This is a genomic window from Rhodoferax sp. (assembly GCF_028689305.1).
Taxonomy (GTDB): Bacteria; Pseudomonadota; Gammaproteobacteria; order Burkholderiales; family Burkholderiaceae_C; genus Rhodoferax.
The window spans coordinates 1-22,682 of record NZ_JAQTWM010000042.1 but is presented as its reverse complement, the minus strand read 5'-3'; the positions used below and the strand labels follow the sequence as shown (position 1 = coordinate 22,682).

The 22,682-nt window shown below is 56.1% G+C and carries 26 protein-coding genes; 23 read left to right on the top strand and 3 right to left on the bottom strand.

Annotation, left to right across the window (positions count from 1 at the left end; translation table 11 throughout):
- The first annotated feature begins 226 nt into the window (after positions 1-226).
- The 4 genes from PHW99_RS10310 to PHW99_RS10295 all read left to right on the top strand — a co-directional run bounded on the left by PHW99_RS10310 (position 227) and on the right by PHW99_RS10295 (position 4,144).
- Positions 227-1,714 carry a flagellin gene (locus PHW99_RS10310; RefSeq protein ID WP_300176638.1) on the top strand — a complete coding sequence of 496 codons (1,488 nt, stop codon included), beginning with the start codon at positions 227-229 and terminating at the stop codon, positions 1,712-1,714.
- Positions 1,715-1,886: 172 nt separating this feature from the next.
- Complete coding sequence (fliD, locus tag PHW99_RS10305; protein WP_300176635.1) at positions 1,887-3,263, top strand: flagellar filament capping protein FliD; 1,377 nt, start codon at positions 1,887-1,889, stop codon at positions 3,261-3,263.
- Between the two features lie 86 nt (positions 3,264-3,349).
- Positions 3,350-3,841, top strand: coding sequence for a flagellar export chaperone FliS (gene fliS, locus PHW99_RS10300; protein WP_300176632.1), 492 nt, complete (start codon positions 3,350-3,352; stop codon positions 3,839-3,841).
- 3 nt (positions 3,842-3,844) lie between these two features.
- A complete protein-coding gene (locus PHW99_RS10295) occupies positions 3,845-4,144 on the top strand; it encodes a flagellar protein FliT (protein ID WP_300176629.1) in 300 nt (99 codons plus the stop codon).
- An 86-nt stretch (positions 4,145-4,230) separates the two neighbouring features.
- Here the strand turns inward: PHW99_RS10295 and fliE are convergent, their stop codons facing one another.
- Positions 4,231-4,548, bottom strand: coding sequence for a flagellar hook-basal body complex protein FliE (gene fliE, locus PHW99_RS10290; protein ID WP_300176626.1), 318 nt, complete (start codon positions 4,546-4,548; stop codon positions 4,231-4,233).
- A 175-nt stretch (positions 4,549-4,723) separates the two neighbouring features.
- Here fliE and fliF point away from each other — a divergent pair, with 175 nt between their 5' ends.
- From fliF to fliR, 13 genes are all read left to right on the top strand, one after another.
- Positions 4,724-6,409, top strand: coding sequence for a flagellar basal-body MS-ring/collar protein FliF (fliF, locus tag PHW99_RS10285; RefSeq protein WP_300176623.1), 1,686 nt, complete (start codon positions 4,724-4,726; stop codon positions 6,407-6,409).
- A gap of 43 nt (positions 6,410-6,452) precedes the next feature.
- Positions 6,453-7,451 carry a flagellar motor switch protein FliG gene (gene fliG, locus PHW99_RS10280; protein WP_300176620.1) on the top strand — a complete coding sequence of 333 codons (999 nt, stop codon included), beginning with the start codon at positions 6,453-6,455 and terminating at the stop codon, positions 7,449-7,451.
- A gap of 2 nt (positions 7,452-7,453) precedes the next feature.
- Entirely contained in the window at positions 7,454-8,149 is a 696-nt protein-coding gene (locus PHW99_RS10275) for a FliH/SctL family protein (protein ID WP_300176617.1), read from the top strand.
- Complete coding sequence (gene fliI / locus PHW99_RS10270; RefSeq protein ID WP_300176614.1) at positions 8,136-9,554, top strand: flagellar protein export ATPase FliI; 1,419 nt, start codon at positions 8,136-8,138, stop codon at positions 9,552-9,554. Before PHW99_RS10275 ends, fliI begins: the two co-directional genes overlap by 14 nt.
- 23 nt (positions 9,555-9,577) lie before the next feature.
- Positions 9,578-10,042, top strand: a complete 465-nt coding sequence (gene fliJ / locus PHW99_RS10265) for a flagellar export protein FliJ (protein ID WP_300176611.1) — start codon at positions 9,578-9,580, stop codon at positions 10,040-10,042.
- The gene (locus tag PHW99_RS10260; protein WP_300176608.1) at positions 10,039-11,343 is read left to right on the top strand and encodes a flagellar hook-length control protein FliK; all 1,305 of its coding nucleotides are present in this window, start codon (positions 10,039-10,041) and stop codon (positions 11,341-11,343) included. Before fliJ ends, PHW99_RS10260 begins: the two co-directional genes overlap by 4 nt.
- A gap of 112 nt (positions 11,344-11,455) precedes the next feature.
- Positions 11,456-12,028 (top strand): flagellar basal body-associated FliL family protein, encoded by a 573-nt coding sequence (locus PHW99_RS10255; RefSeq protein WP_366913319.1) that lies wholly within the window; start codon positions 11,456-11,458, stop codon positions 12,026-12,028.
- 18 nt (positions 12,029-12,046) lie between these two features.
- The gene (gene fliM, locus PHW99_RS10250; protein WP_300176605.1) at positions 12,047-13,054 is read left to right on the top strand and encodes a flagellar motor switch protein FliM; all 1,008 of its coding nucleotides are present in this window, start codon (positions 12,047-12,049) and stop codon (positions 13,052-13,054) included.
- On the top strand, positions 13,041-13,478 hold the full coding sequence (gene fliN, locus PHW99_RS10245) for a flagellar motor switch protein FliN (RefSeq protein WP_300176602.1): 438 nt from the start codon (positions 13,041-13,043) through the stop codon (positions 13,476-13,478). The genes fliM and fliN overlap by 14 nt, the downstream gene beginning before the upstream one ends.
- Before the next feature lie 7 nt (positions 13,479-13,485).
- Positions 13,486-13,806 (top strand): flagellar biosynthetic protein FliO, encoded by a 321-nt coding sequence (locus PHW99_RS10240; RefSeq protein WP_300176599.1) that lies wholly within the window; start codon positions 13,486-13,488, stop codon positions 13,804-13,806.
- Positions 13,806-14,576 (top strand): flagellar type III secretion system pore protein FliP, encoded by a 771-nt coding sequence (fliP, locus tag PHW99_RS10235; protein WP_300176662.1) that lies wholly within the window; start codon positions 13,806-13,808, stop codon positions 14,574-14,576. The genes PHW99_RS10240 and fliP overlap by 1 nt, the downstream gene beginning before the upstream one ends.
- 9 nt (positions 14,577-14,585) lie before the next feature.
- Complete coding sequence (gene fliQ, locus PHW99_RS10230; RefSeq protein WP_300176596.1) at positions 14,586-14,855, top strand: flagellar biosynthesis protein FliQ; 270 nt, start codon at positions 14,586-14,588, stop codon at positions 14,853-14,855.
- A 12-nt stretch (positions 14,856-14,867) separates the two neighbouring features.
- Positions 14,868-15,635: a flagellar biosynthetic protein FliR gene (fliR, locus tag PHW99_RS10225; protein ID WP_300176593.1), complete on the top strand. Its 768-nt coding sequence runs from the start codon at positions 14,868-14,870 to the stop codon at positions 15,633-15,635.
- A gap of 6 nt (positions 15,636-15,641) precedes the next feature.
- Here the strand turns inward: fliR and PHW99_RS10220 are convergent, their stop codons facing one another.
- Positions 15,642-16,271: a response regulator transcription factor gene (locus tag PHW99_RS10220; protein WP_300176590.1), complete on the bottom strand. Its 630-nt coding sequence runs from the start codon at positions 16,269-16,271 to the stop codon at positions 15,642-15,644.
- Positions 16,268-17,383, bottom strand: coding sequence for a response regulator (locus PHW99_RS10215; protein ID WP_300176587.1), 1,116 nt, complete (start codon positions 17,381-17,383; stop codon positions 16,268-16,270). Before PHW99_RS10215 ends, PHW99_RS10220 begins: the two co-directional genes overlap by 4 nt.
- Before the next feature lie 121 nt (positions 17,384-17,504).
- Here PHW99_RS10215 and PHW99_RS10210 point away from each other — a divergent pair, with 121 nt between their 5' ends.
- From PHW99_RS10210 to cheD, 6 genes are all read left to right on the top strand, one after another.
- On the top strand, positions 17,505-17,897 hold the full coding sequence (locus PHW99_RS10210; protein ID WP_300176660.1) for a hypothetical protein: 393 nt from the start codon (positions 17,505-17,507) through the stop codon (positions 17,895-17,897).
- A gap of 39 nt (positions 17,898-17,936) precedes the next feature.
- On the top strand, positions 17,937-18,299 hold the full coding sequence (locus tag PHW99_RS10205; protein WP_300176584.1) for a response regulator: 363 nt from the start codon (positions 17,937-17,939) through the stop codon (positions 18,297-18,299).
- A 46-nt stretch (positions 18,300-18,345) separates the two neighbouring features.
- A complete protein-coding gene (locus PHW99_RS10200; RefSeq protein WP_300176580.1) occupies positions 18,346-20,523 on the top strand; it encodes a chemotaxis protein CheW in 2,178 nt (725 codons plus the stop codon).
- Positions 20,524-20,561: 38 nt separating this feature from the next.
- Positions 20,562-21,041 carry a chemotaxis protein CheW gene (locus tag PHW99_RS10195; protein ID WP_300176577.1) on the top strand — a complete coding sequence of 160 codons (480 nt, stop codon included), beginning with the start codon at positions 20,562-20,564 and terminating at the stop codon, positions 21,039-21,041.
- A gap of 17 nt (positions 21,042-21,058) precedes the next feature.
- Complete coding sequence (locus PHW99_RS10190) at positions 21,059-21,922, top strand: CheR family methyltransferase (protein WP_300176574.1); 864 nt, start codon at positions 21,059-21,061, stop codon at positions 21,920-21,922.
- A gap of 63 nt (positions 21,923-21,985) precedes the next feature.
- Positions 21,986-22,678, top strand: a complete 693-nt coding sequence (gene cheD, locus PHW99_RS10185; RefSeq protein ID WP_300176571.1) for a chemoreceptor glutamine deamidase CheD — start codon at positions 21,986-21,988, stop codon at positions 22,676-22,678.
- Positions 22,679-22,682: the final 4 nt, after the last annotated feature.

Sequence of the window (22,682 nt, the reverse complement as noted above, 5' to 3'; positions counted from 1 at the left end):
GCCCCGGATGTGGCCTCCAAAGGCGTCAGAACTTGTTCTGGCGCCTTTTTTTATGGTTTGGTGTGCTACCCAGGGCAGCGCTGATTAACGCCACAAATACCGGCTTTCTCTTTCCCTTCTGAAGCTCAAGCTTTGTGCCAAACCTCCGAAAATGTTCTTAACGACACTTCAAATGCACTTGTCAATGCCACCCCGATTGAGATAGTTTTTTACACCAGAGATTGTCATGGCCTCCACCATCAACACCAACGTCAACTCGTTGACAGCGCAACGCAATTTGGGCATCAGTGCCAACGCGCTGAGCACCTCCATTCAGCGTTTGTCATCGGGGCTGCGCATCAACAGCGCCAAGGACGACGCTGCTGGTTTGGCGATTTCGGAGCGTTTCACCAGCCAGATTCGCGGCTTGAACCAAGCTGTACGGAATGCCAATGACGGCATCTCGCTGGCGCAAACCGCAGAAGGTGCGCTCAAGGCCTCTGGTGACATTTTGCAGCGCGTGCGTGAGCTGGCCGTGCAATCGGCCAACGCCTCCAACAGTGCCGGTGACCGCCAGGCCTTGCAGGCTGAGGTGGGGCAACTGGTGTCGGAGTTGGACCGGATTTCGCAAACGACGGAATTCAACGGTCAAAAACTGCTGGACGGCAGCTTTGGCACCCAGCAATTCCAGGTGGGCGCCAACGCCAACCAGACCATTGTGGCCGCCACGGGCAATCTGCGCACCAGTGTTTATGGCAATAACCAGAACGTGGCCAGTGCCGGTGCCGGGTTTGGCGCGGTGGGGACCGGCTTGGCTAATCCTAGCGTCAATGGCGTGACATCCGGTGCGGTGTCTATCAGCGGGTACCTGGGCACGGGAACGTTTTCCGTGGCCTCGCAGGCGACCGCAAAAGCCACAGCCGATCAAATCAATGCCTTGAAATCCACGACTGGAGTTACCGCCACGGCGCGCACGGAAGTGCGTCTGTCGGGCATGGCGGCAGCAGGTTCGTACACCTATTTCATAGAGGGCGACAACGTGGGCTCGCCACGTACCATTTCGTTCACGCTGACGTCGGCCACTGGCACCGACCGCCTGTCGGCAGCGGTGTCGGCTTTTAATGACCAGTCGGCCAAGACCGGTATCAATGCTTCGCTGAGTTCGAACGGTAGTCAGATCATCCTGACCAACAACACGGGCAATAACATTACCATTGGCGAAACAGGCACCAATAACGCGGCGAATACGAATGTGCAGAGCTACGATGCTGCTGGTGCTGCTGTGGGAAACATGGAAACCATGATGACTCCTGGTGTCGATTTCAAGGTGACCACTGGTGGCTATATTGTTCTGGATTCGGAAAAGTCCTTCTCAGTCACCTCGGCCAGCAACCAATTGACAAGCGGTGGTTCCGCTCTGCAAAAGGTGGCAGACTTGGATGTCACGACCTTTGCCAAGGCCACCGAGGCGCTCAAAACGGTGGACTCGGCACTGGCCTTCATCAGCGGCGAGCGCGCCAAACTCGGTGCCTTGCAGTCGCGCTTTGAGACATCCATCAACAACCTGCAGGTGACCTCAGAAAACCTGGCAGCTTCGCGCAGCCGGATCCAGGATGCCGACTTTGCGGCTGAAACCGCCAACCTGTCGCGCGCTCAAATCCTGCAGCAAGCCGGCACCGCCATGGTGGCGCAGGCCAACCAGTTGCCGCAGGGGATCTTGGCCCTGCTGCGGTAAGTGAAAAAAGCCTCAAGTTGTCAGATGGGGTGCCGAAATCTGGGTTGAGGGTCATTCGATGTATGTTTGGCTTGGCTTGATGGCTGGGCTTTGCCCTGCTAATCTGGCTATCGCGCCGGTCTTGAAAGTTTCATAATCGGATGACAGTCCTCAGAAATTTCAGGAGCCCATCATGGCCACCATTTCATCGCAAGGTATCGGTAGCGGTCTGGATGTAAAGAGCATCGTCTCGCAGCTGGTTGCGCTGGAGAAAAAACCGCTGGATTCGCTGAAGTTGCAGGCGGCCACGGTGCAAACCAAGATTTCGGCCTTTGGTCAAATCAAGTCGCTGGTGTCGACACTGTCGGACGCTGTGAGCAAACTGACCAGTGTGACCGGCTGGAATGCGGTCAAGGCAACGTCGTCTGACAGCAGCTCGGTGGGGGTGAGTGCCATTGGCGGGACCCAACCCACCACTTTCAGCGTCGAGGTGCAGGCGCTGGCCAAGGCCAAGTCCACGGCTTCGGCGGCGATCACCACGGGAATAGCGGTGGGGGCAGGCACCCTGAGCCTGACAGTAGGCAGTGGTACCCCGGTCGAGATCACGGTTTTGGCAACGGACAAGGTGGCTGACATTGCCAGTGCCATCAATGGTGCGGGGGCCGGGGTCTCTGCCACGGTGCTGACAGATGCGTCTGGCGACCGGCTTTTGCTGCGCAGTACCAGCACCGGGCTGGCCGCTGGTTTTACCCTGGCGGTCACGTCCGACGCTGACGGCAATACCGCTGATGCTGCGGGCCTGTCGCGCATGGTGGTGGGGAGCACCACCACCCAGGCGGCCGCAGATGCCCAGGCCACCGTCAATGGCATCGCGGTGACGTCAGCAACCAACACGTTCGCCTCGACCGTGTCTGGCGTGACCTTCACGGCCTTGAAGGTGACCACGGCACCGACTGAAATCACCATCACCAAGGACACGTCGGCGGTTCAGAGCAACATCGACGCGTTTGTCAAAGCCTATAACGATATCAACCAACTGATCGGTGAAGCCACCAAATACGATGCGGCGACCAAGTCGGCCGGTCTGTTGCAGGGGGACTCCACGGTGATTACCCTGCAAAACAGTTTGCGCAATGCCCTGCAGTCCTTGACCACTGGGTCGTCGTTATATGGGCGGCTGGCCGATGTCGGTATTACCCAGCAGCGCGGCGGTGACTTGGCGGTGAACAGCACCAAATTGAGTGCAGCCATGAACGATCATATGGATGAGTTGAAAAAGCTCTTCAGCGCCACCGGCACTGGCGCTGCCAACGGGGTGGCGGTCCAGATCAAGGCGCTGGCGACTAACCTGTTGTCGACGGATGGTTTCTTCAGCACCAAGGATTACAGTCTGAAGTTGATGCTTGACCGCAATGCCAAAGATCAAACTCGTGTGAATGAAAAGGCGACCCGACTAGAAGCCTCGCTGAATGCGCGCTACAGCGCGCTGGACTCAAAGATGGCCAGTCTCAACGCTCTCAATGCGTATGTCGCGCAGCAGGTGACCACCTGGAACAAGTCGACGGGTTGAGTTTTCCCGATAAGAGAGTCTTCAGTTTGACTGGCTTCTGTCGATAATTCATGTAACAGACACAGACTATTTAGAGGCCAGTCAACATGTTTACCGCTTATAACCCGCGTGCCGCTTCTGCCTACCAGCGGATCAATGTTGAAACCAGTGTGCACACCATGGATCAGTACCAGATCGTGTGCTTGCTGTTTGACGGTTTGATGGAGTCCATCGGTGTTGCTCGCGGGGCTTTGGCCCGCAAAGATATTGCTGCCAAATGTGCGGCTGTTTCCAAGGCGCTGCGTATTCTTCAGGAAGGCCTGACAACAGGATTGGATACGGTGGATGGTGGCGAGTTGGCCGCCAACCTGGGCGCGCTGTACGACTATTGCGCCAGCCAGCTGATTCAGGCCAACGTGCGCAACGATGATGCGATTTTCCAGGAAGTCCAGCGTTTGATCGAACCCGTGGCACAGGCCTGGAAAACCATGAAACAGACTCCCACCGCCCCGGCCAGTCCGGCAACACCAGTGGCAACGACCAAGGTTGCCAGCCAGCGTGCGGGGGGCTACGCCCATTTGTCCTTGGTGGGAGCTTGAGCCATGTCACAACTACTCATTGATTATTACAAGGCCATTGAGGACAGCAGCGCCAAGATGCTGGACGCGGCCAAGGCAGAAGACTGGGAGCAGGTGATGCGGTTTGAGGGGGCTTGCGCCGTGCTGATCGAGCAGCTTCGCACCCGGGCCAGCACCGAACAGTTGCTGCCGGAGCAACGGGCCGAAAAAACCCGCATCATGCAGCGTATTCTGAACAATGACGCGCAGATTCGCTACCTGGCCGAACCGTGGCTGACACATTGTGAGCAGAATCTGGACAGTCAGCGCGCCTATCTGCACTGATTGCTATAATATTTGTAGCTAAAAGTGCTTATTTGACGTGGGATAGGGGCCAATTTGGCCCCTATTTTTTTGGGCAAAACGGGTGCTCAGACCTGCATGTTCATGATGTCGGTGTAGGCCTGCACCATGCGGTTACGTACATGCAGGGTGGCCTGAAAGCCGATTTGTGCCTTCTGGATGGCCACCATGGTTTCCTCCAGGCTGACCTTGGGGTTTTCCAGCTGCACTTCGCGCTGCAGCTGGGTGGCATTGTTCTGGGCTTCACTGACCGAGGTCAGTGCACTTTGCAAGGCGCCTGCAAAGCCACCGGAACCCTTGCCTGCCACCTGGCCGGCAGACTGTCCAGGGGACAAGGTGGGTCGCACGGCGACCGGCATGGTTGTAGAGGTGAGTCTGAGGTTCATGGCATGGTTGGCCCCGATCAAATGGGGGTGGATGGATGCTAGCAACCCCTTTGCCAAAACATAAATTTGAAGTAAGCCGTAAAAGCAGGTCTTATCGGGCTAATGTTTTTGGGGGCGGGCAGAATAATCATCGCCAATCAAGGTGCTTGATGCACCCCTTCCATGGATGAACCTCATGCCTGCCGCTACTGCCATCTCTGCCACTTCTCTTCAGCCTTCCTTGGGTCAGCGCCTGGCTAGGCTGGATCAAGCCCAAAAAATCCGTTTGGCGGTGGGTGTGGTGCTGTTTGTGGTGATTGGTGTGGTCGGCCTGATGATGGGCCGCCAGGCCGAGTGGCGGGTTCTGTATGCCAATCTGGCGGACAAGGATGGTGGCGCCATCGTCGCCCAGCTGTCACAAATGAATATTCCTTACCAGTATGGTGCCGGCGGTGGCGCCATTCTGGTCCCTGCCGACAAGGTGTATGACACACGGCTCAAGCTGGCGTCACAAGGTTTGCCCAAGGGCTCGGTGACGGGGTTTGAGCTGATGGATACCGCCAACCGTTTTGGCATGACCCAGTTTCAGGAGCGTTTGACGTTTCAGCGCGGGCTGGAGGGTGAATTGACCCGTTCCATCCAGGCGCTGTCATCGGTGCAAAGCGCGCGTGTGCACCTGGCTTTGCCAAACCAGAACGGTTTTTTCCGGGACCAGCAAAAACCGTCGGCCTCGGTCGTGGTTGGTATGAATGCCGGGCGAACGCTGGACCGGGCGCAACTGGCGGGCATCATTCATCTGGTGTCCTCCAGTGTGCCGGAGATGGACCCCAAGGCTGTGAGTGTGCTGGACGACACCGGCAAATTGCTGTCGACGCCGCCTGAAGGCGCCGGTGGCATGGGCGGGGATGCGCAGCAACTGCAGCATGTCCAGCAGATTGAGCAGCTCTACAGCAGCCGCATCCTGGATATTCTGGAGCCCGTGGTGGGGCGGCAGAACGTGCGTGCCCAGGTGACGGCCGAGCTGGATTTTTCGCAAACCGAGTCCACCTCGGAGTTGTTCAAGCCGAACCAGACGCCGGAAAGTGTTGCCATTCGCAGCCAACAATTGCTTGAAAGCAATGTCGGGACGACAGCACCCGCCACCGGGGTGCCGGGGGCCGTGACCAACCAGCCGCCCGGCCCCAGTTCGGCCGCCATCAATGGCCCAGCCCAGGCGCTGAGCGCGGCCAGTGCCAGCTTGGGCGCCAATGGCCGCAAGGAATCGATCATCAACTATGAGGTGGACAAGACCGTGCGGGTGGTGCGGGGCGGCACCGGCATGATCAAACGCATCAGCGCAGCCGTAGTGCTCAACCACCAGACCACTACCGATGCCAAGGGCAAGACCACCACTGCGCCCATGAGTGACCAGCAACTGGAAAAAATGACTTCCCTGGTGCGGGAGACCATCGGTTTCAACAAGGACCGAGGGGATTCGGTGAACGTGGTGACGGCGCCGTTTGCGGCGGAAAAGCTGACACCGGTGGCCGTCCCGGTCTGGCAGCAGCCTGAGGTGCTGGACCTGGCACGCAGTTTTGCCTGGCCCCTGGGCACGGTGGCACTTGCCGCCCTGGTGTTGCTGGGGGCGGTTCGTCCGGCGCTCAAAACCATGGCGCGCGCCCCTTCCGAGCGGGTTGAGGCGCCGCCAGCAGGCGCGCTGGACGCGATTGAGGCCGAACAGCCCGAGCGGCCTCTTTTGGCAGCACCGGCGGCGCGGAGCCAGCCCGCGGAATTGACGGCCAGCGAGTTGGCGCTGGAAGATGCCCGCAAGCTCACGCGTGACAATCCTGCGGCAGTTGCTAATATCGTCAAAACCTGGATCAATGGTGAGAACCCGGCCTGAGGCAGGGGGATCTGAGTCCAGGAGCTGAACGGAACAACACATCATGTCTCAAACAGACGGTCTGGAAGATGCGGCCATCCTGATGATGTCCCTGGGTGAAGCCGAGGCGTCAGAGGTGTTCAAGCATTTGTCACCCAAAGAGGTGCAAAGGCTGGGTGAGGCGATTGCCAAGACCAAGGCCATCACGCGTGAACGTGTCAATGACGTGGTGGACAAGTTCACCGGTATTGCGGCGGCGCAAAGTCTGCTGGTGTCCAACTCGGGTGACTATGTGCGCTCGGTGCTCAAGCGCGCCCTGGGTGACGACAAAGCGGCGCTGCTGATTGACCGCATCTTGCAGGGTGGAGATGTCTCGGGCATTGAGAGTTTGAAGTGGATGGAACCGTCGAGCGTGGCCGAACTGCTGCGCAACGAGCATCCGCAAATTGTGGCGGCCATTCTGGTGCACCTGGACTTTGACCAGGCCGCGGATATCCTGAAGTTTTTCAACGAACGGCAGCGCAACGAAGTCATGCTGCGTGTGGCCACCATGGAAGGTATCCAGCCTTCGGCCCTGAAAGACCTCAACGAGGTGTTGTTCAAGGTGCTGGCCGGTGGCGACAAGATGCGCAAATCATCTTTGGGGGGCGTCAAGACGGCGGCTGAAATGATCAACCTGATGGGCACCGCCATTGAGGGCACGGTGATCGAGTCCATCCGTAACCATGACCCCGATCTGGCGCAGAAGATCATGGACAAGATGTTTGTCTTTGACGACGTGATCAAGCTCGATGACAAGGCGATCCAGACGGTGCTCAAAGAGGTGTCGTCCGATGTGCTGATCGTGGCCCTCAAAGGGGCGCAGCCCGAGCTCAAGGAGAAGTTTCTCTCCAATATGTCCACACGTGCTGCCGAGTCGCTGCGTGAGGACCTGGAATCGCGCGGCCCGATGCGCCTGTCCGAAGTGGAAGCGCAGCAGAAGGAAATTCTCAAAACCGTTCGTCGGCTGGCCGACGAGGGCACCATCATCATTGGTGGTGGTGCTGACGACGCCATGGTGTGATCATGCGCCATTACGACCGTTTTATCCCCGGCGAAGAAATCGCCGATGTCAAACAGTGGCAATTTGGCGCCATCGACACCACCGCCCAGTTGCTGGCGGCACGGGCCAAGGCCAGCGAGGACCAGGAGGCGCAGGCCAAGGCGGAAGTGGATCAGCAGCAAGCGTATCAGGCTGGTTACGCCGAGGGTGTAGTTCAGGGGCGAGCCCAGGCGCAGCTGGAGCTGCAACAGCAGATGCAGGACTTCATGAACACGCAGGCCCAGGCAGCAGGGCAGCGGCTGAGTCAATTGTTTGAGTCCGCGCAGGATCAGCTGGCACAGGCTGAGCAGGCCATGGCGCAAGAGGTGCTGGCGCTGGCCTGTGAGTTGGCGCGCCAGGTGCTGCGGCATGAATTGACGGTGAACCCGACCGTGGTCATGCCGGTCTTGACCGAAGCCATTGATCTTCTGGGTGCCGACCACAAGACGGCAGTGGTCAAACTGCACCCACAGGACCTGGAGGCGCTGGGTGAACAGATTCACGCCAGCTTTAACGGCCTGAACCTGAGTGTGCGGGCCGATCCAGATGTTTTGCCCGGTGGTTGCCTGGTGGAGTCCGCCGGGACGGTGGTGGATGGCACGGTCCAGAAACGGTGGCGGCGTGCGGTGGCCACACTGGGGTTGTCCAGCCAATGGGAGGAACCAGGTGAATCCCGCTGACACGGCCGGCAAATGGCAGCATTTTCTGTCAGACGCGCGAAAGCGCGTGCAGTCTCACAGCACGCTGGAGGTCAGGGGCACCCTGACGCGTTTGACCGGACTGGTGCTGGAGGCCGTTGGCATTCGTGTGCCAGTGGGTTCGCAATGCTGGGTCAAAATGCAGGCCCAGCTGCCGGTGCTGGCCGAAGTGGTGGGTTTTTCCGGGGACCGTGCTTTTTTGATGCCGGCCGGCGACGTTCACGGTTTGTCCAGTGGTGCCAGCGTCGAGCCGGCGCCGGCCTATGTGGCTGTGCCGCGGCTGGGTGAACGCCGCCAGGCTGACCGCGCCAGTGGTCTGGGGGTGTTGCGCTTGCCGCTGGGTGACGGCTTACTGGGCCGGGTGGTGGATGCCCACGGGTTGCCGATGGACTACAAGGGCCCGATCCTGAATGTGTCCTCGGTGCCACTTGACCGCAAACCGATCAATGCCATGGACCGCTCACCGGTGCGTGAAACGCTGGACACGGGGATTCGCGCTATCAACGCCCTGCTGACCGTGGGGCGTGGCCAGCGGCTGGGCCTGTTTGCGGGCTCTGGTGTGGGTAAAAGCGTGTTGCTGGGCATGATGGCGCGTTACACCCAGGCCGATGTGATTGTGGTGGGGCTGATTGGTGAGCGTGGTCGTGAGGTGAAAGAGTTCATCGAAGATATTCTGGGTGAAGAGGGCCGCGCGCGTTCGGTGGTGGTGGCCGCTCCTGCCGATGCACCACCTTTGCTGCGGATGCAGGGCGCTGCCTACGCCACGGCCATCGCCGAGAGTTTTCGCGACAAGGGCAAGCACGTGCTGCTGCTGATGGACTCATTGACCCGCTTTGCCATGGCGCAGCGTGAGATTGCGCTGGCGATTGGTGAGCCGCCGGCCACCAAGGGTTATCCGCCCTCCTGCTTTGCCAAGTTGCCGCAGCTGGTGGAGCGCAGTGGCAATGGTTTGCATGGGGTCGGCTCGATCACGGCTTTTTACACCGTGTTGTCCGAGGGGGATGACCAGCAGGACCCGATTGCCGATGCCGCCCGGGCGATTCTCGATGGCCACATTGTGCTGTCGCGTTCACTGGCCGAGGCCGGGCATTTCCCGGCCATCGACATCGAGCAATCGGCTTCACGGGTGATGCACAACGTGGTGTCGCGCGAGCACTTTGAATTGGCCAGGAATTTCAAAGCGATCTATTCGCGGTACGAAAAAGGGCGTGATCTGATCCAGATCGGCGCCTACGTGAACGGCTCCGACCCGGCGCTGGATCAAGCCATTGCATTGCGTGAGCCCATGATGCAGTTTTTGCAGCAGGACATGTTTGAAGCGGCGTCCATGCAAAGCAGTGTGAGTGACATGCTGGCGGCACTGACACCGGCACAGGCCGCCCGTTGAGTGACTATGTGCGCTAAGCCATCATGACTGTTCTGAAAAGTCTCCTTCTGGCGATTGATCTGGCCACCTCCAAACGTGACCAGGCTTTGGCGCAGCTGCAAAAAACCATGCAGGCCCATGCTTTTGCGCAGGACCAGATGCAGCAGCTGCAGCAATATGCCCAGGAGACCGAGCAGCGTTGGCTGCAGAACGCCCAGCGCAGTACCACCCCCGAGTTGTTGCACCACCATTACCAGTTCATGAATCGCCTGAACCAGGCCATCGGGCTGCAGGACGGTGTGTTGGCGGGGTCCAGCCAGCGGGTGGACACGGCCAAACAAGTGGTGCTGCAGGCCGAGTTTCGCCTGGCCAGTCTCCAACAGGTGCTGGCTGGTAGGCAGGCGGACCAGGCCAAAACCCAGCAACGCCGGGAGCAAAAGCAGATGGATGAATTTGCTGCCTTGCAGACCCAGCGCCAGATTCGAATGCAAACGGAGAGTCCATCATGAGTGTCGAGTCCAGTCGTGCGCCCCAGGGCGCTAAATCCATCGCGGGGGCTGAACCTCGTGGGGCCAAAAAACCGGGCGGGGCGGATGCGCTGTCGCCACAGGCAGGCGGTGGTTTCTCGGCCTTGATGAGCCTGCTATCGGCGACTGACCCGGTGGGTGAGGTGACCGCGACAGGGGAACTGGCGCCAGAGGTGACCAGTTCCAATGAAGAAAAAGATGCTCTAGCCCAGGTAGATATTGCACAATTAGCTATCAACTATATAGCTAATTTGACCGTTTCAAACGACACACCAGCACCGGTTGCCAACGGTGGCACGGCAGCGCCTTCCACCGCCACCTTGAACGGTGGCACGGCAGCGTCTCCCACCTTGGCCGGGGAGGTGATGCCCCCTGTTCTGGGCCTTGAGCGCCGTGATGCCGTTGGCGCACAGACATTCCCGACAGGCGTTGGTGCGCCGGTGCAGACGACGCCGGCCACGTCGGCAGCCCAGGCGTCCGGCAAACGCAGTGCTGAGGGGTTGTTGCAGTCGGGCAGTGGGGGCGCGTCAGACCGTGCAGGCGCCACCGATCCGCTGGTTTCAGACGCGTCGGTGCAGCAGCAGGTTGAGACGCTGCTGGGGGGGCGGTCAGTGGCTCAAGCCAAACCTCAGGGTTTGAGCCAGGTTCAGATGGATTTGCGTGACGCCAGGGCACATCCGAATGCGGTGCAGCCGGCCTCCGCGGTGGAGGTGTCCAACGTCTTGCCGGCTTCGACCGCGGCGGAACTGTTGGTGCGCACGGAGCGTCCCAGTGCCAAGTCGACGCAGTCCAACTCAGGTTTGGAGGGGGCACTGGGCGGCGCCACGACGAGCAAAACACCGGCCGATGCTGTCTACGAGGTGGCGCCGACCTCGGCTGTGGTACCCGACACCCAGGTGGCGGAAACCGTGAGTTACTGGGTCACGCACGGCGTGCAGAGCGCGGAATTGACGCTGGATGGTTTGGGTGGTGAGCCGGTGAAAGTTCGCATTTCACTGGACGGTGATCAGGCGCAGGTGGACTTCCTCAGCAACCAGGTCGAGGTGCGCCAGGTGCTTGAAAGCGCGTCGGCTCAATTGAAGGAGCTTCTGTCCAGCGAAGGGCTGCAATTGGCCGGGATGTCCGTTGGCACTTCCGGGCAGGGAGGCGGGCAGAATCATGCACCGGCTCCCTCGGAACGCGTCCGTCAAACCCGGGTCGTGGCGGCTGAACCTATTGCGGTGGTGGCCGGCGCCAAGGGAGGGAATCCGTCGGTGGGGCAGGCTTTGGATCTGTTTGTCTGACGGTTAGACTCGCTAATGAGACAGATGCCGTGTTTTTCTGTGGCTGATTCGGCTCTCAGGGCCGTGCCAGTGCTGAATAATGGGCCCAACTTAACGTCCTGAGGGAATCATCGTGGCTAGCAAACCTGAAGAGGCCGAAGTTGTCAAACCGCCGGCCAAGAGCAAGAAAATGCTGATCATCATCGTTGGTGTGGTGCTGCTTTTGGTGCTGGTCGGTGGCGGGGTGTTTTTTTACATCAGCAAGCAGCGTGCCGCTGCGGCCGCTGCGCTGGAAGAAGAGGGGGCGCAACCGGCCCACGCGCCTGCTGCACATGCCGGGGCCAAGGCGCCACCGGTCTATTTGCCCATGGAGAACATGGTGGTGAACCTGGCTGATGCTGGGGGCGAAAGAGTGGCTCAGGTGGGCATCACCCTGGAGGTGCAGGATACGAAAGCAGCGGACTCTGTCAAAGCCTATATGCCGACCATCCGCAGTGGTGTATTGATGTTGCTGTCGCAGCGGACGGCAGAAGACCTTCTGTCGGCCGAAGGCAAGCAGAAATTGATTGACGATATTTTGCGGGAAACGTCCCTGCCATTTGGTGGCGCAGAAGAGTCTGCGGCTGCCGGCCAGCAGGCAAAGTCGAAGAAAAAGGCGCAGTACCCGGTGGTGGGGGTCCTGTTCTCCAGCCTGATTGTTCAGTGATGTTCCGGTGGATTGGTCATGAGTGAATCGTTTTTGTCCCAGGAAGAGGTGGATGCCCTGCTGGAAGGGGTCACCGGGGAAAGCCAGAAACTGGCCGAGGAGGTGGCTGAGAGCGGCGAAGTTCGGTCGTACAACATCTCCAGCCAGGAGCGCATCGTGCGTGGGCGTATGCCCACGATGGAAATTGTCAACGAGCGTTTTGCCCGCAATTTGCGGGTTGGCCTGTTCAACTTCATTCGCAGAAGCCCGGAAATATCGGTCGGCCCGGTGACGGTTCAACGCTACAGCGCTTTTTTGCGTGAACTGGCGGTTCCGACCAATTTCAACATTGTGGCGATCCGGCCTTTGCGTGGCAGTGGATTGGTGGTGTGTGAGCCTGCCCTGGTGTTTGGTGTGATCGAGTCGCTGTATGGCGGCATCGGCAAGTTCCAGACGCGGATCGAAGGGCGTGATTTTTCAGCCACCGAGCAGCGTGTGATCAATCGCATGGTCGATGTGATCACGGATGAGTACAAAAAGGCCTGGGGTGGCATTTACCCGCTGGAACTGGACTATCAGCGCTCTGAAATGCAGCCCCAGTTTGCCAATATCGCCACCCCCAGCGAGATTGTGGTGACGACGTCCTTTCAGTTGGAAATTGGTGAGATCACGGGAGCCATCCATTTCTGTATGCCTTACGCCACCCTGGAGCCGATTCGGGATGTGCTGTATTCGTCGACTCAGGGTGATTCGATGGAGGTTGACCGCCGCTGGGTGAATGTGTTGACCCAGGAAATCCAGGCGGCAGAAGTGGAGCTGGTGGCCGAGTTGGCGCATGCTGATGCCACGGTGGAACAGCTTCTGGCCATGCGTCCCGGTGACTTTATTGAGCTGGATCGGCAGCCGCGCATTCAGGCGACGATTGACGGTGTACCGATTTTTGAGTGTCAATACGGCACCCATAACGCCAAGTACGCGCTGAAGATTGAACGAAGTCTGAGGGGTAATGACCTCAATTGGAAAGGTGAACGACATGTCAACGGATGACAAACCCGCAGAGGACGATGGTCTGGCCGACTGGGCTGAGGCCTTGATGGAGCAAAAAAGCGCAGATGCTGCCAGTGCTGCACCCGAGCCAGGAGGGGTTCTTTCCGGCGAGGCACCCCAGGTTTTTTCTTCGTCGTCGAGCCATTCCGACGCACCGATCAGCGACATCAACCGGGTGCTGGATATTCCGGTGCAGTTGTCGGTGGAGCTGGGTCGGACCAAGGTGCCGATCAAACACATCTTGCAGCTGGGGCAGGGGTCGGTGGTTGAACTGGATGCCCTGGCTGGTGAGCCGATGGATGTGCTGGTCAATGGTTATTTGATCGCGCAGGGTGAAGTGGTGGTGGTGAACGACAAGTTTGGTATCCGCTTGACGGACGTGGTGACGCCGTCGGAACGTTTGCGTCGGGTGAGCAAAGGCTAAGAGACAGATGAACTCCGCATGGGTGTCGATCATCCTGGTGGTCCTGATTCTGGCCATGATTCCTGTCGGGCTGAAATGGCTTCAACGTCGTGTTGGCACTGGTGCGGTTGGAACTCAAGCCGTGTCCCGGGTGGTTTCTGCGGTGGCCGTGGGGCCCCATCAGCGCGTAGTTACTGTTGAAGTGGGGCCGGAGGGGGCGCGCGTTTGGCTGACGCTGGGTGTGACAGCCCAGTCCATTCACTGCCTGCATACGGCCGCGGCGCCTGAGTCTGTGCACCAGATCGCCGCACCGGTGGCGGGTGCTCAGGTGAACGCGCTTTCGTCATGATGCGACCCTGGCCTGTTCTCAAGTCAGTGGGGTGGCTCAGACTTGCTGGCGTTTTGCTGGCGCTGGCGATTCATCCGGCGGTCATGGCGCAAAGTGGGGCGCAACTGCCTTTGTTGATTGGTTCCGGCAGTTCGGGCACCAGTTATTCCGTGCCGGTACAGACACTGCTGTTTTTTACTGCATTGTCGTTTTTGCCGGCGGTGTTGCTGATGATGACCGGGTTCACGCGGATTGTGATTGTCCTGTCCCTGCTGCGCCAGGCGCTGGGGACACAGTCTGCTCCGCCCAACCAGGTGGTGGTGGGGCTGTCCTTGTTTCTGACCATGTTTGTGATGGGGCCGACACTCGACAAGGTGTACAACGATGCCTACTTGCCGTACTCCAATAGCACCTTGTCCTTTGAACAGGCGCTGGCCAAAGCGGAAGCTCCGATGCGTTCGTTCATGAGCAAGCAGACACGGCAGGCCGATTTGGCCCTGTTTGTCAAGCTGGCCAAGCTGGATGTGGGCACAGATGCCGCTGCAGCACCAATGCGGGTCCTGGTTCCGGCATTTGTCACCAGTGAGTTGAAGTCAGCGTTTCAAATTGGGTTCATGATTTTTATCCCGTTCCTGGTGATTGATATTGTGGTGGCCAGTGTGCTGATGTCGCTGGGGATGATGATGTTGTCACCGGTGCTGGTGGCATTGCCCTTCAAACTGATGATTTTTGTGCTGGCGGATGGCTGGAACCTGCTGATCGGGTCTCTGGCCGCCAGTTTTGTGACTTGAGGCCAGACGATGAATGCCCAGATGGTGTTGACGATAGGCCAGGACGCCTTGTGGATGATGTTGATGGTGTCGGCACCGTTGCTGGGGGTGATTCTGGTGGTGGGGTTGTTGGTGAGTCTGTTTCAGGCTGTGACTCAAATCAATGAGGCGACATTGGCTTTTGTCCCCAAATTGATAGCGGCAATGCTGGTGTTCGCGTTGGCTGGTCCCTGGATGTTGAGTGTCCTGGTGGAGTACATCCGTCGGACTATTGAGGCCATCCCTTCCGCCGTGATGTAGGCAGGTCAGGCGGTGATCACATTTTCTGAAGCCCAGTTGACCGCCTGGCTGGCGCCCTTGATCTGGCCTTTTTTGCGGACATTGGCGTTGTTTACATCCGCGCCTGTTTTGTCATCGAGAGCGTTTCCGGTTCGTGCCCGTATCGGGCTGGCTTTTTTTGTTGCACTGGCTGCGCAACCTTCCCTGGGGCAGCAGCCGGTGATCGGGATGAACGAAGCTGGGGCTTTGGGCGCGGTGATTCAGCAAGTGGGTGTGGGGCTGGCGATCGGTTTTGCCATTCGTGTGGTGTTCGCTGCAGTCGAACTGGCTGGTGAAGTGGCCGGATTTCAGATGGGTCTGAACTTTGCCTCGTTTTTTGACCCCACCCTCAATACCCAGTCCAGCGCTGTTTCGCGTTTTTTTGGCCAAATCACTCTGTTCATCTTTATTGTCATGAATGGCCATTTGATGGTTTTGCTGGCTGTGATCAAGAGTTTTCAGGCCTTTCCGGTTGATCAGAACTTCCTGCAAGCCTTGCAGCAAATGAAAATGCTGGATTTGGGGGTGAATCTTTTCGCCAGTGGCCTCTGGATATCGCTGCCGATGGTCGGGGTACTGATGTTTGCCAATCTGGCATTGGGGATTGTGTCCCGGGTGGCCCCCCAGATGAATATCTATGCCATTGGTTTTCCCATCACACTGACGGTCGGCCTGATTGGCATGGCGGCTACGCTGCCCATGCTGGATGAGCCGTTAATGGGGCTGATGGAGCGGGCACTGGATGTGTTTTCAGTCCGGTGACCTGGCTTAAACAAGGCCATTGCGGATGGCGTACACCGTCATCTCGGAGTTGTTGGTGAGTTTGAGTTTTTCCAGCACCCGAGCCCGGTAAACACTGACGGTTTTGGGACTGAGCATCAGTTCTTCGGCGATATCGGACAAACGTTTTCCTGAGGCGATTTTGAGCAGTGTCTGTAACTCTCGCTCGGACAGACTGGCGTGGGGGCTGCTACTTTCCGGGGTGTTGAGGTTGTCGACCAGCATTTGCGCCACATTGGGGGTGACGTATTTGCGTCCCTGCGCGACAGTACGCACCGCAGTGATCAGATCAGCTGGGTCACCGGCCTTGCTCAGATAACCTTGCGCACCGGCTTTCAGGCAGCGAATGGCGTATTGATCTTCGGGAAACATGGAGACGATCAGCACTTTGATCGGTGAGTCCGCTTCGCGAAGGCTGGCCAGAACTTCGAGGCCGCCACGCCCTGGTAGGTTGATGTCCAGCACCAGAACGTCGCATGCGTGGGTGCGCATGGCTTCCCGGACTTCGGCGTAGGAACCAGATTCGGCGACCACCTGGATGTCGACCGCTTCTGACAGCGTGTCTTTGATACCACGCCGAATCATGGCGTGGTCGTCACACAAAATTACGCGGATCATTCGCTGTTTTCTCCTGCTTCGGGGGGTGGTCTATTTTCTATCGGGACGGATAAGGTGATGGAAGTGCCCAGCCCTTTTTGCGAACTGACGTCCAGCCATCCGCCGATGGTTTTTGCCCGTTCTTTGAGGCCTTTGATGCCGAAACCACCGGGACTGCCAGCGTTGGCAGAGTCGATACCCTGACCGTTATCCGCGATTTCCAGCGTGAGAAAGTTGTCATCACCGGCGAGGTCAATTTTCACTTGGGTGCATTGTGCGTATTTACCGATATTGGTCAATGCCTCTTGCGCCGTCCGGTAGGCGGTCAGTTGAACGGCCTTGGTAAGTTGGTCATTTTGCAGGTGTGCGCGAATGACGGTTTCGATGCCGGTTCTCCTGGAAAAGCTGCTACCCAGCCAGTGAATGGCTGCAACCAGCCCTTGATCCAAAATGGCTGGGCGCAAATTCATCATGATGCGCTGGTTGGCCTCCACGGCATGTTGCAACATGTCTGTGGCTGCATGGACATGAGCGATGGTGGCCGGGTCTGTGGTGTGTCGTCCGATCCACGATAGGTCAAAGCGGATGGCGGCCAATGAGCCACCGATGTCATCGTGAAGCTCGCGGGCAATGGCTGCGCGTTCTTGTTCAATGGCCAATTGAAGATGTTCAGCAAAGCTGGCGAGACGCTTTTCGGACTCTGCCAGTTCGGCATCCGCCTGTTCCTTGGCCAGCACGATGCGGTGCATTTCAACGGCACGCTGCGTGACGTGCCGGAGTTTGGTCAGGTCATCCTTTGGCAAATAGTCACTGATGCCTGCCTGGATGGCTGCAACGGCGGCGGTTTCACCGATGGCGCCGGAGAGCAGGATAAATGGCAGGCGGATGTGCTTGCTTTTCATCAGTTGCCAGGCGTCGAGCGCCGTGAACCCAGGCAATCGGTAGTCCGCCAGAATCACATCGAAGTGCGTTTCCTGGAGGGCTTTTTCAAAATCCGCCAGGTTTTCTACGTGTCTGATGTCGATGGTTTCACCGGATTTCTGGAATTCACGCTTGACCAGCCTATGGTCATGAACGGAGTCTTCAAGATGAAGGATGCATAAAGGCGCATGTTTTTGATCTTCGTTCGGCATGATTGGCGCTATGATTGTTTATGAGCTCGATTCTGCTTGTTTTGTGGTGTCCTTAGCGGAGACTTGGTTGGAAACATCACCTCAGTCAGCATTCTCGGCCCCAACAGTGGCCTTGCCGGTCATGTTGGTGGCAGAAGTGCAGGATTCACTCCTGGTGGTTGTGCACGATTTGAATCGTTTGGACGGTTTGCTTGCACATGCGATGGAGAATTTGATGCTCCGGTTTACAACTGCGAGCGAGGATCTCTCCGCCCCTGCGTTGGCGACTTTGCAGGAATTGGAGGGGGTGCGTACGGCTTTGCATGCTGCTGTGACCGAGTTGCAGTTTCAGGATATGGCATCCCAATTGATTGGGCATACGTCCAAGATTTTGCAGGGGTGTGCCTACCGGTTGGCCTCTGACGCCATGGGGCCGGAGGATGGCGAGGCGGTTCCGTTTGTGGAAGAGGTTCCAGACCGTCCTAATCCGGTGACGCAGGATGAAATGCAGGCCGGCTCCATTGAGCTTTTTTGATCCCAGAACCTATTGCGTTTGAACTAGTCGGAGTTGTCCATGCCTTTAATTCTCACTGTCGATGATTCGCCTTCGATGCGAAAGATGGTGTCGTTTACGTTGACTGGAGCCGGGTATCAGGTGGTTGAGGCGGTGGATGGTGTAGATGCCTTCGAAAAAGCACAGGCACAACCCTTCGACCTGATCTTGACTGATCAGAATATGCCGCGAATGGATGGCTTGGGCTTGACACGTAAATTACGTGAGCATCCACAGTTCAAGACTGTTCCTATTCTGGTATTGACAACCGAATCGAGTGATCTGATGAAACAGGCTGGGCGTGCCGCTGGTGCAACCGGTTGGCTTGTCAAACCTTTTGATCCGACGCGGTTGATTGAGGTTATCAAGAAAGTCATTAAGTGACGGCGTTTTTTGTCACCGGTAGCAAAGCAGATTTCAGGAGATAGTCATGGCGGACGTGCATCATGAGGGCGGTGGGGCGGGGGCGGATTTTGATCTGAGTCAGTTCTATCAGATTTTTTTCGAAGAGGCGGGAGAAAACCTCGACTTGATGGAACAGATGCTGCTTAGTTTGAATCTGGAGACTGCGGACGACGAAGAGCTCAATGGGATTTTTCGGTGCGCGCATTCGGTCAAAGGGGGTGCTGCGACATTTGGCTTCACTGATGTGGCTGAACTCACACATCAGATGGAGTCGTTGCTGGATCGTTTGCGTCGGCATGAATTGAAACCTACGTCTGCGATGGTGGATGTACTGCTGGAGTCTGCAGACGCCTCTCGTGGTTTACTGGCATGTCACCAAAACGGAAATACAGCCGATGCGCCGCCCACTGGGGAATTGGTTAAAAGAATTCGGATGTTGGTTTCCGGGGAAGCGGCCTCGGGAGCTCCTGGTCCGCAGTTATCTCCTCCACCAAAACCTGCACCCGAAGTCCCCGTCGTTGTGCAACCTGCAGTACCTTCATCCGCACCTGTGCAGACAAGTATTGCCGATGGCCTGCGTACACTGGAAATTCGCATGAGTCACCTGGATCAACCTAGTCAAGCGGATGCCATTGTGGAACTTTTTCGCGATATACCGGGGTTAGGTGACATCCAGGCAATTACTTCCAGTGATATGGCCGCGGACAGTCGGGTTTTCGAGGTGAAGACGACTTCTTCCAACGAGGATTTGCTGGACTTGTTTGCATTTCATGTTTCTCGTGACCATGTGATGATTACCGAAAAATCAGGCGAACCTTCTGCAGTAGGTGAGCACGTGGCACAACCCGCGTCTTTGGCGTCGGGTAGTGTTGCTGCTATCGCTTCCAGTTTCGGCTTTTTTGATGGCGCCCCTGGTGCTCCTGATGGGCAACCGGCGCATCTGGCAGCCTCTTCTGCCGGGGTTAGCCTGCCTGATACGGTTGAAAAATCTCCTCGAAGTGGTGCGAGCAAGGCACCGGCAGTCAGCAGCGTGCAGCCTGAAGCGGCCACAATTCGGGTGGCTATTAACAAGGTTGATCAATTGATTAATCTTGTAGGCGAATTGGTCATCACGCAGGCGATGTTGGCGCAGAACAGCCGGACTTTGGATCCGTCGGTTTATCAGCAATTACTTTCTGGACTTAGTGATCTCGATCGAAATACCAGGGACTTGCAGGAATCTGTCATGTCGATTCGCATGATTCCTATGTCTGTCGTGTTCAGTCGGTTTCCTCGGATGTTGCGTGATCTGGCCGGCAAACTCGGGAAAAAGGTGGATTTCGTGACGTTGGGTGAGGCTACCGAACTGGACAAGGGTTTGGTTGAGAAAATCACGGATCCGTTGACGCATTTGGTTAGAAATAGCTGCGACCACGGGATTGAGTTGCCTGGGGAACGAGTCCGTGCAGGAAAACCGGAGACGGGAACCATCACATTGTCAGCGGCCCATCAGGGGGGCTCCATCGTCATTGAAGTTCGTGATGATGGCAAAGGAATGTCGCGTGAGAAGATATTGGCAAAAGCCAGAGAGCGTGGTTTGGATGTGTCCGATCAAGCGCCCGACTCCGAGGTTTGGCAACTTATTTTTGCACCAGGTTTTTCAACCGCAGAAGTTGTTACCGATGTTTCTGGTCGAGGCGTCGGGATGGATGTTGTCAAGCGCAATATTGCTTCGTTGAACGGCACGGTTGATATTGAGTCAATTGAAGGACAGGGCATGAAAGTGTCGGTCCGTTTACCGTTGACACTCGCCATTATGGATGGCATGTCTGTAGGTGTGGGCGATGAGGTTTATATCTTGCCTTTATCGTCTGTTGTGGAGTCTTTCCAGGTTCGATCAGATGCCGTCAGTACGGTTGGGCAAGGTGCGCAGCTAGTCAAGGTTCGCGATGAATATATGCCGGTGATTGAATTGGAAAAGGTGTTTCAGGTTCCCAGGTACGGTGCAGACAAGGTCAGTGACATTATGGTAGTCATTGAGGCCGAAGGAAGCCGGGTGGTTTTGTTGGTGGACGAGCTTCTTGGGCAACAGCAGGTTGTTGTTAAGAACTTGGAAACTAATTACCGAAAAGTTCCGAATGTATCTGGTGCCACGATTCTTGGAGATGGGAAGGTGGCGCTTATTCTTGATACAGGAGCTCTGGTGCGTCGTTCACGGCACTAATCCTTTAATGGTAGAGAAACACGAGAGATATAAATGCCATGGAAAAAATAAATGATGGAATCGGAGCAGAGGCTCGAGAATATTTGACTTTTCGATTGGGGCGAGAGGAATATGGTATTGATATATTAAAAGTTCAAGAAATTCGTGGATATGAGCCTCCAACACGTATCGCAAATGTACCAACTTTTATAAAAGGGGTTGTGAATCTCAGGGGCACTATCGTGCCAATTGTGGATATGCGCTTAAGATTTAATTGTGCAAATGCTCAATATGATTCATTCACTGTTGTCATTATTCTTAATCTCCACCAGCGTATTGTTGGTATCGTGGTTGATTCAGTCAGTGATGTGATGGGGCTTATGCCAGAACAATTAAGATCAGCACCAGACATTGAGAGTGTGATTGATGCTGAGTCAGTGATTGGTCTTGGCTCACTGGGCGAGCGAATGTTGATTCTGCTGGATATAGAAAAACTGATGTCTGGGGTTGATATGGGACTGGTGACGGATGCCTGCTGACTTTTATATTGCATATTATGATTGATCCTCAATCTCGTTCATTCGCTCATGAGATTGGAGGGGCAAATATGCAAAATAGGGAGTTTGCTTGGACTGATTCTGATTTTAATAAAGTTCAATCCCTTATTTATCAACGAGCAGGGATTAGTTTGCATGATGGGAAGCATGCAATGGTTTACAGTCGTTTGTCTCGCCGTTTGCGTGAAACGGGACATCATAGTTTTGAGGAATATTTGCGCTGGCTCGAGACACATGATGGTCCGGAGTGGCAAGAGTTCGTTAACGCTCTGACGACAAATTTAACTTCCTTTTTTCGAGAGCAACATCACTTTCAGATATTCCGTCAATACTTGGAATCGAATAAGTTAAAAAAAGATTGGCGCATTTGGTGTAGTGCAGCCTCCACAGGGGAAGAGCCATACTCCATTGTGATGACCGCCCTTGAGGTATTGGGAATGCATCCTAATTTCTCTCTTGTTGCGAGTGATATTGACTCGAAAGTACTGGCAACAGCTGCTGCAGGTATTTATCGCATTGATAATTTAAAGAATATCAGCAGCAGTCAATTGCATCAGTTTTTTCTCAAAGGTAAGGGGCAAAATCAGGGATTCGTACGAGTTAAGGCTGAATTGCGTAATTTGATCGAGTTTATGATTGTGAATCTTGCGCAAGGAGGGTGGCCATTTCGTGATTTATTTGATGTTGTTTTTTGCCGGAATGTGATGATTTATTTTGATGGGCCAACACAACGTAAGGTGCTTGAGGATATTTATCGAGTCATGAATCCTGGTGGTTTGTTGTTTGTGGGGCATGCAGAGAATTTTAGTGAATCACGTGATTTATTTGTTTTGAAAGGCAAAACTGTGTATGAAAGGATTTGAGTTTTGTCTTTTCCTTCCTTTGGGGGAATGTGATTCTGAAGCATTTTTAAATGCAATCTAGCCATGAATTCTCCTGCATTGGATATTGCTAAAGTGCCGAATCGCTCTATATTGACTTCAACACTAGTGGGTGGCCGGGTTTCTCGCGTTGAATATTTAAAATCATTACCTCGCGGCCCAGGAGAAGCTTCTTTTTTTTATAGCGATCATCAGTTTCAATATGATGCGGTCAAAGTACTCCCTGGGGAGTATTTTGTTTCCAATGATGATTTGATGGTGATGACAGTATTGGGCTCCTGTATTGCTGCTTGTATTTGGGATGCTAGGGCGCGTTCGGGTGGAATGAATCACTTCATGTTGCCCGATGGTGATAGTTTGGAGGGGGGGGGAAGATATGGTTCGTATGCGATGGAGTTGTTGATTAACCAACTGCTTAAGTCGGGTGCAAGAAGAGAGTCGATGCAAGCCAAGGTTTTTGGTGGCGCTCAGGTCATGGCGGGGTTTACATCAATGAATGTCGGCGAACGAAATACGCAGTTTGTTTTGGATTATTTGGCTACTGAGCGTATCCCTGTGGTATCGCAGGATGTTCTTGATATCCATCCTCGGAAGGTGTGCTTTTTCCCTGTGACAGGAAAGGCTCTTGTCAAGCGGCTAGCACATGCGCATCCAGAGACGCTTGCCGTTGAAGAGCGCCGTGGAAATGCTGCATCAGTTGTCAAGTCGACTTCGGGCGGTTCAATTGATCTGTTTTGAGAGT

What these genes read in the sequence shown, in the direction of transcription:
- fliD (WP_300176635.1), top strand. Translation starts at nt 1,887, where the DNA reads ATGGCCACCATTTCATCGCAAGGTATCGGTAGCGGTCTGGATGTAAAG.
- fliE (WP_300176626.1), bottom strand. Translation starts at nt 4,548, where the DNA reads ATGAACCTCAGACTCACCTCTACAACCATGCCGGTCGCCGTGCGACCC.
- PHW99_RS10260 (WP_300176608.1), top strand. Translation starts at nt 10,039, where the DNA reads ATGAGTGTCGAGTCCAGTCGTGCGCCCCAGGGCGCTAAATCCATCGCG.
- fliG (WP_300176620.1), top strand. Translation starts at nt 6,453, where the DNA reads ATGTCTCAAACAGACGGTCTGGAAGATGCGGCCATCCTGATGATGTCC.
- PHW99_RS10310 (WP_300176638.1), top strand. Translation starts at nt 227, where the DNA reads ATGGCCTCCACCATCAACACCAACGTCAACTCGTTGACAGCGCAACGC.
- fliN (WP_300176602.1), top strand. Translation starts at nt 13,041, where the DNA reads ATGTCAACGGATGACAAACCCGCAGAGGACGATGGTCTGGCCGACTGG.
- PHW99_RS10275 (WP_300176617.1), top strand. Translation starts at nt 7,454, where the DNA reads ATGCGCCATTACGACCGTTTTATCCCCGGCGAAGAAATCGCCGATGTC.
- PHW99_RS10190 (WP_300176574.1), top strand. Translation starts at nt 21,059, where the DNA reads ATGATTGATCCTCAATCTCGTTCATTCGCTCATGAGATTGGAGGGGCA.
- PHW99_RS10195 (WP_300176577.1), top strand. Translation starts at nt 20,562, where the DNA reads ATGGAAAAAATAAATGATGGAATCGGAGCAGAGGCTCGAGAATATTTG.
- PHW99_RS10295 (WP_300176629.1), top strand. Translation starts at nt 3,845, where the DNA reads ATGTCACAACTACTCATTGATTATTACAAGGCCATTGAGGACAGCAGC.
- PHW99_RS10240 (WP_300176599.1), top strand. Translation starts at nt 13,486, where the DNA reads ATGAACTCCGCATGGGTGTCGATCATCCTGGTGGTCCTGATTCTGGCC.
- fliQ (WP_300176596.1), top strand. Translation starts at nt 14,586, where the DNA reads ATGAATGCCCAGATGGTGTTGACGATAGGCCAGGACGCCTTGTGGATG.
- fliF (WP_300176623.1), top strand. Translation starts at nt 4,724, where the DNA reads ATGCCTGCCGCTACTGCCATCTCTGCCACTTCTCTTCAGCCTTCCTTG.
- PHW99_RS10210 (WP_300176660.1), top strand. Translation starts at nt 17,505, where the DNA reads ATGTTGGTGGCAGAAGTGCAGGATTCACTCCTGGTGGTTGTGCACGAT.
- fliM (WP_300176605.1), top strand. Translation starts at nt 12,047, where the DNA reads ATGAGTGAATCGTTTTTGTCCCAGGAAGAGGTGGATGCCCTGCTGGAA.
- cheD (WP_300176571.1), top strand. Translation starts at nt 21,986, where the DNA reads ATGAATTCTCCTGCATTGGATATTGCTAAAGTGCCGAATCGCTCTATA.
- PHW99_RS10200 (WP_300176580.1), top strand. Translation starts at nt 18,346, where the DNA reads ATGGCGGACGTGCATCATGAGGGCGGTGGGGCGGGGGCGGATTTTGAT.
- PHW99_RS10215 (WP_300176587.1), bottom strand. Translation starts at nt 17,383, where the DNA reads ATGCCGAACGAAGATCAAAAACATGCGCCTTTATGCATCCTTCATCTT.
- PHW99_RS10205 (WP_300176584.1), top strand. Translation starts at nt 17,937, where the DNA reads ATGCCTTTAATTCTCACTGTCGATGATTCGCCTTCGATGCGAAAGATG.
- fliP (WP_300176662.1), top strand. Translation starts at nt 13,806, where the DNA reads ATGCGACCCTGGCCTGTTCTCAAGTCAGTGGGGTGGCTCAGACTTGCT.
- PHW99_RS10220 (WP_300176590.1), bottom strand. Translation starts at nt 16,271, where the DNA reads ATGATCCGCGTAATTTTGTGTGACGACCACGCCATGATTCGGCGTGGT.
- fliS (WP_300176632.1), top strand. Translation starts at nt 3,350, where the DNA reads ATGTTTACCGCTTATAACCCGCGTGCCGCTTCTGCCTACCAGCGGATC.
- fliJ (WP_300176611.1), top strand. Translation starts at nt 9,578, where the DNA reads ATGACTGTTCTGAAAAGTCTCCTTCTGGCGATTGATCTGGCCACCTCC.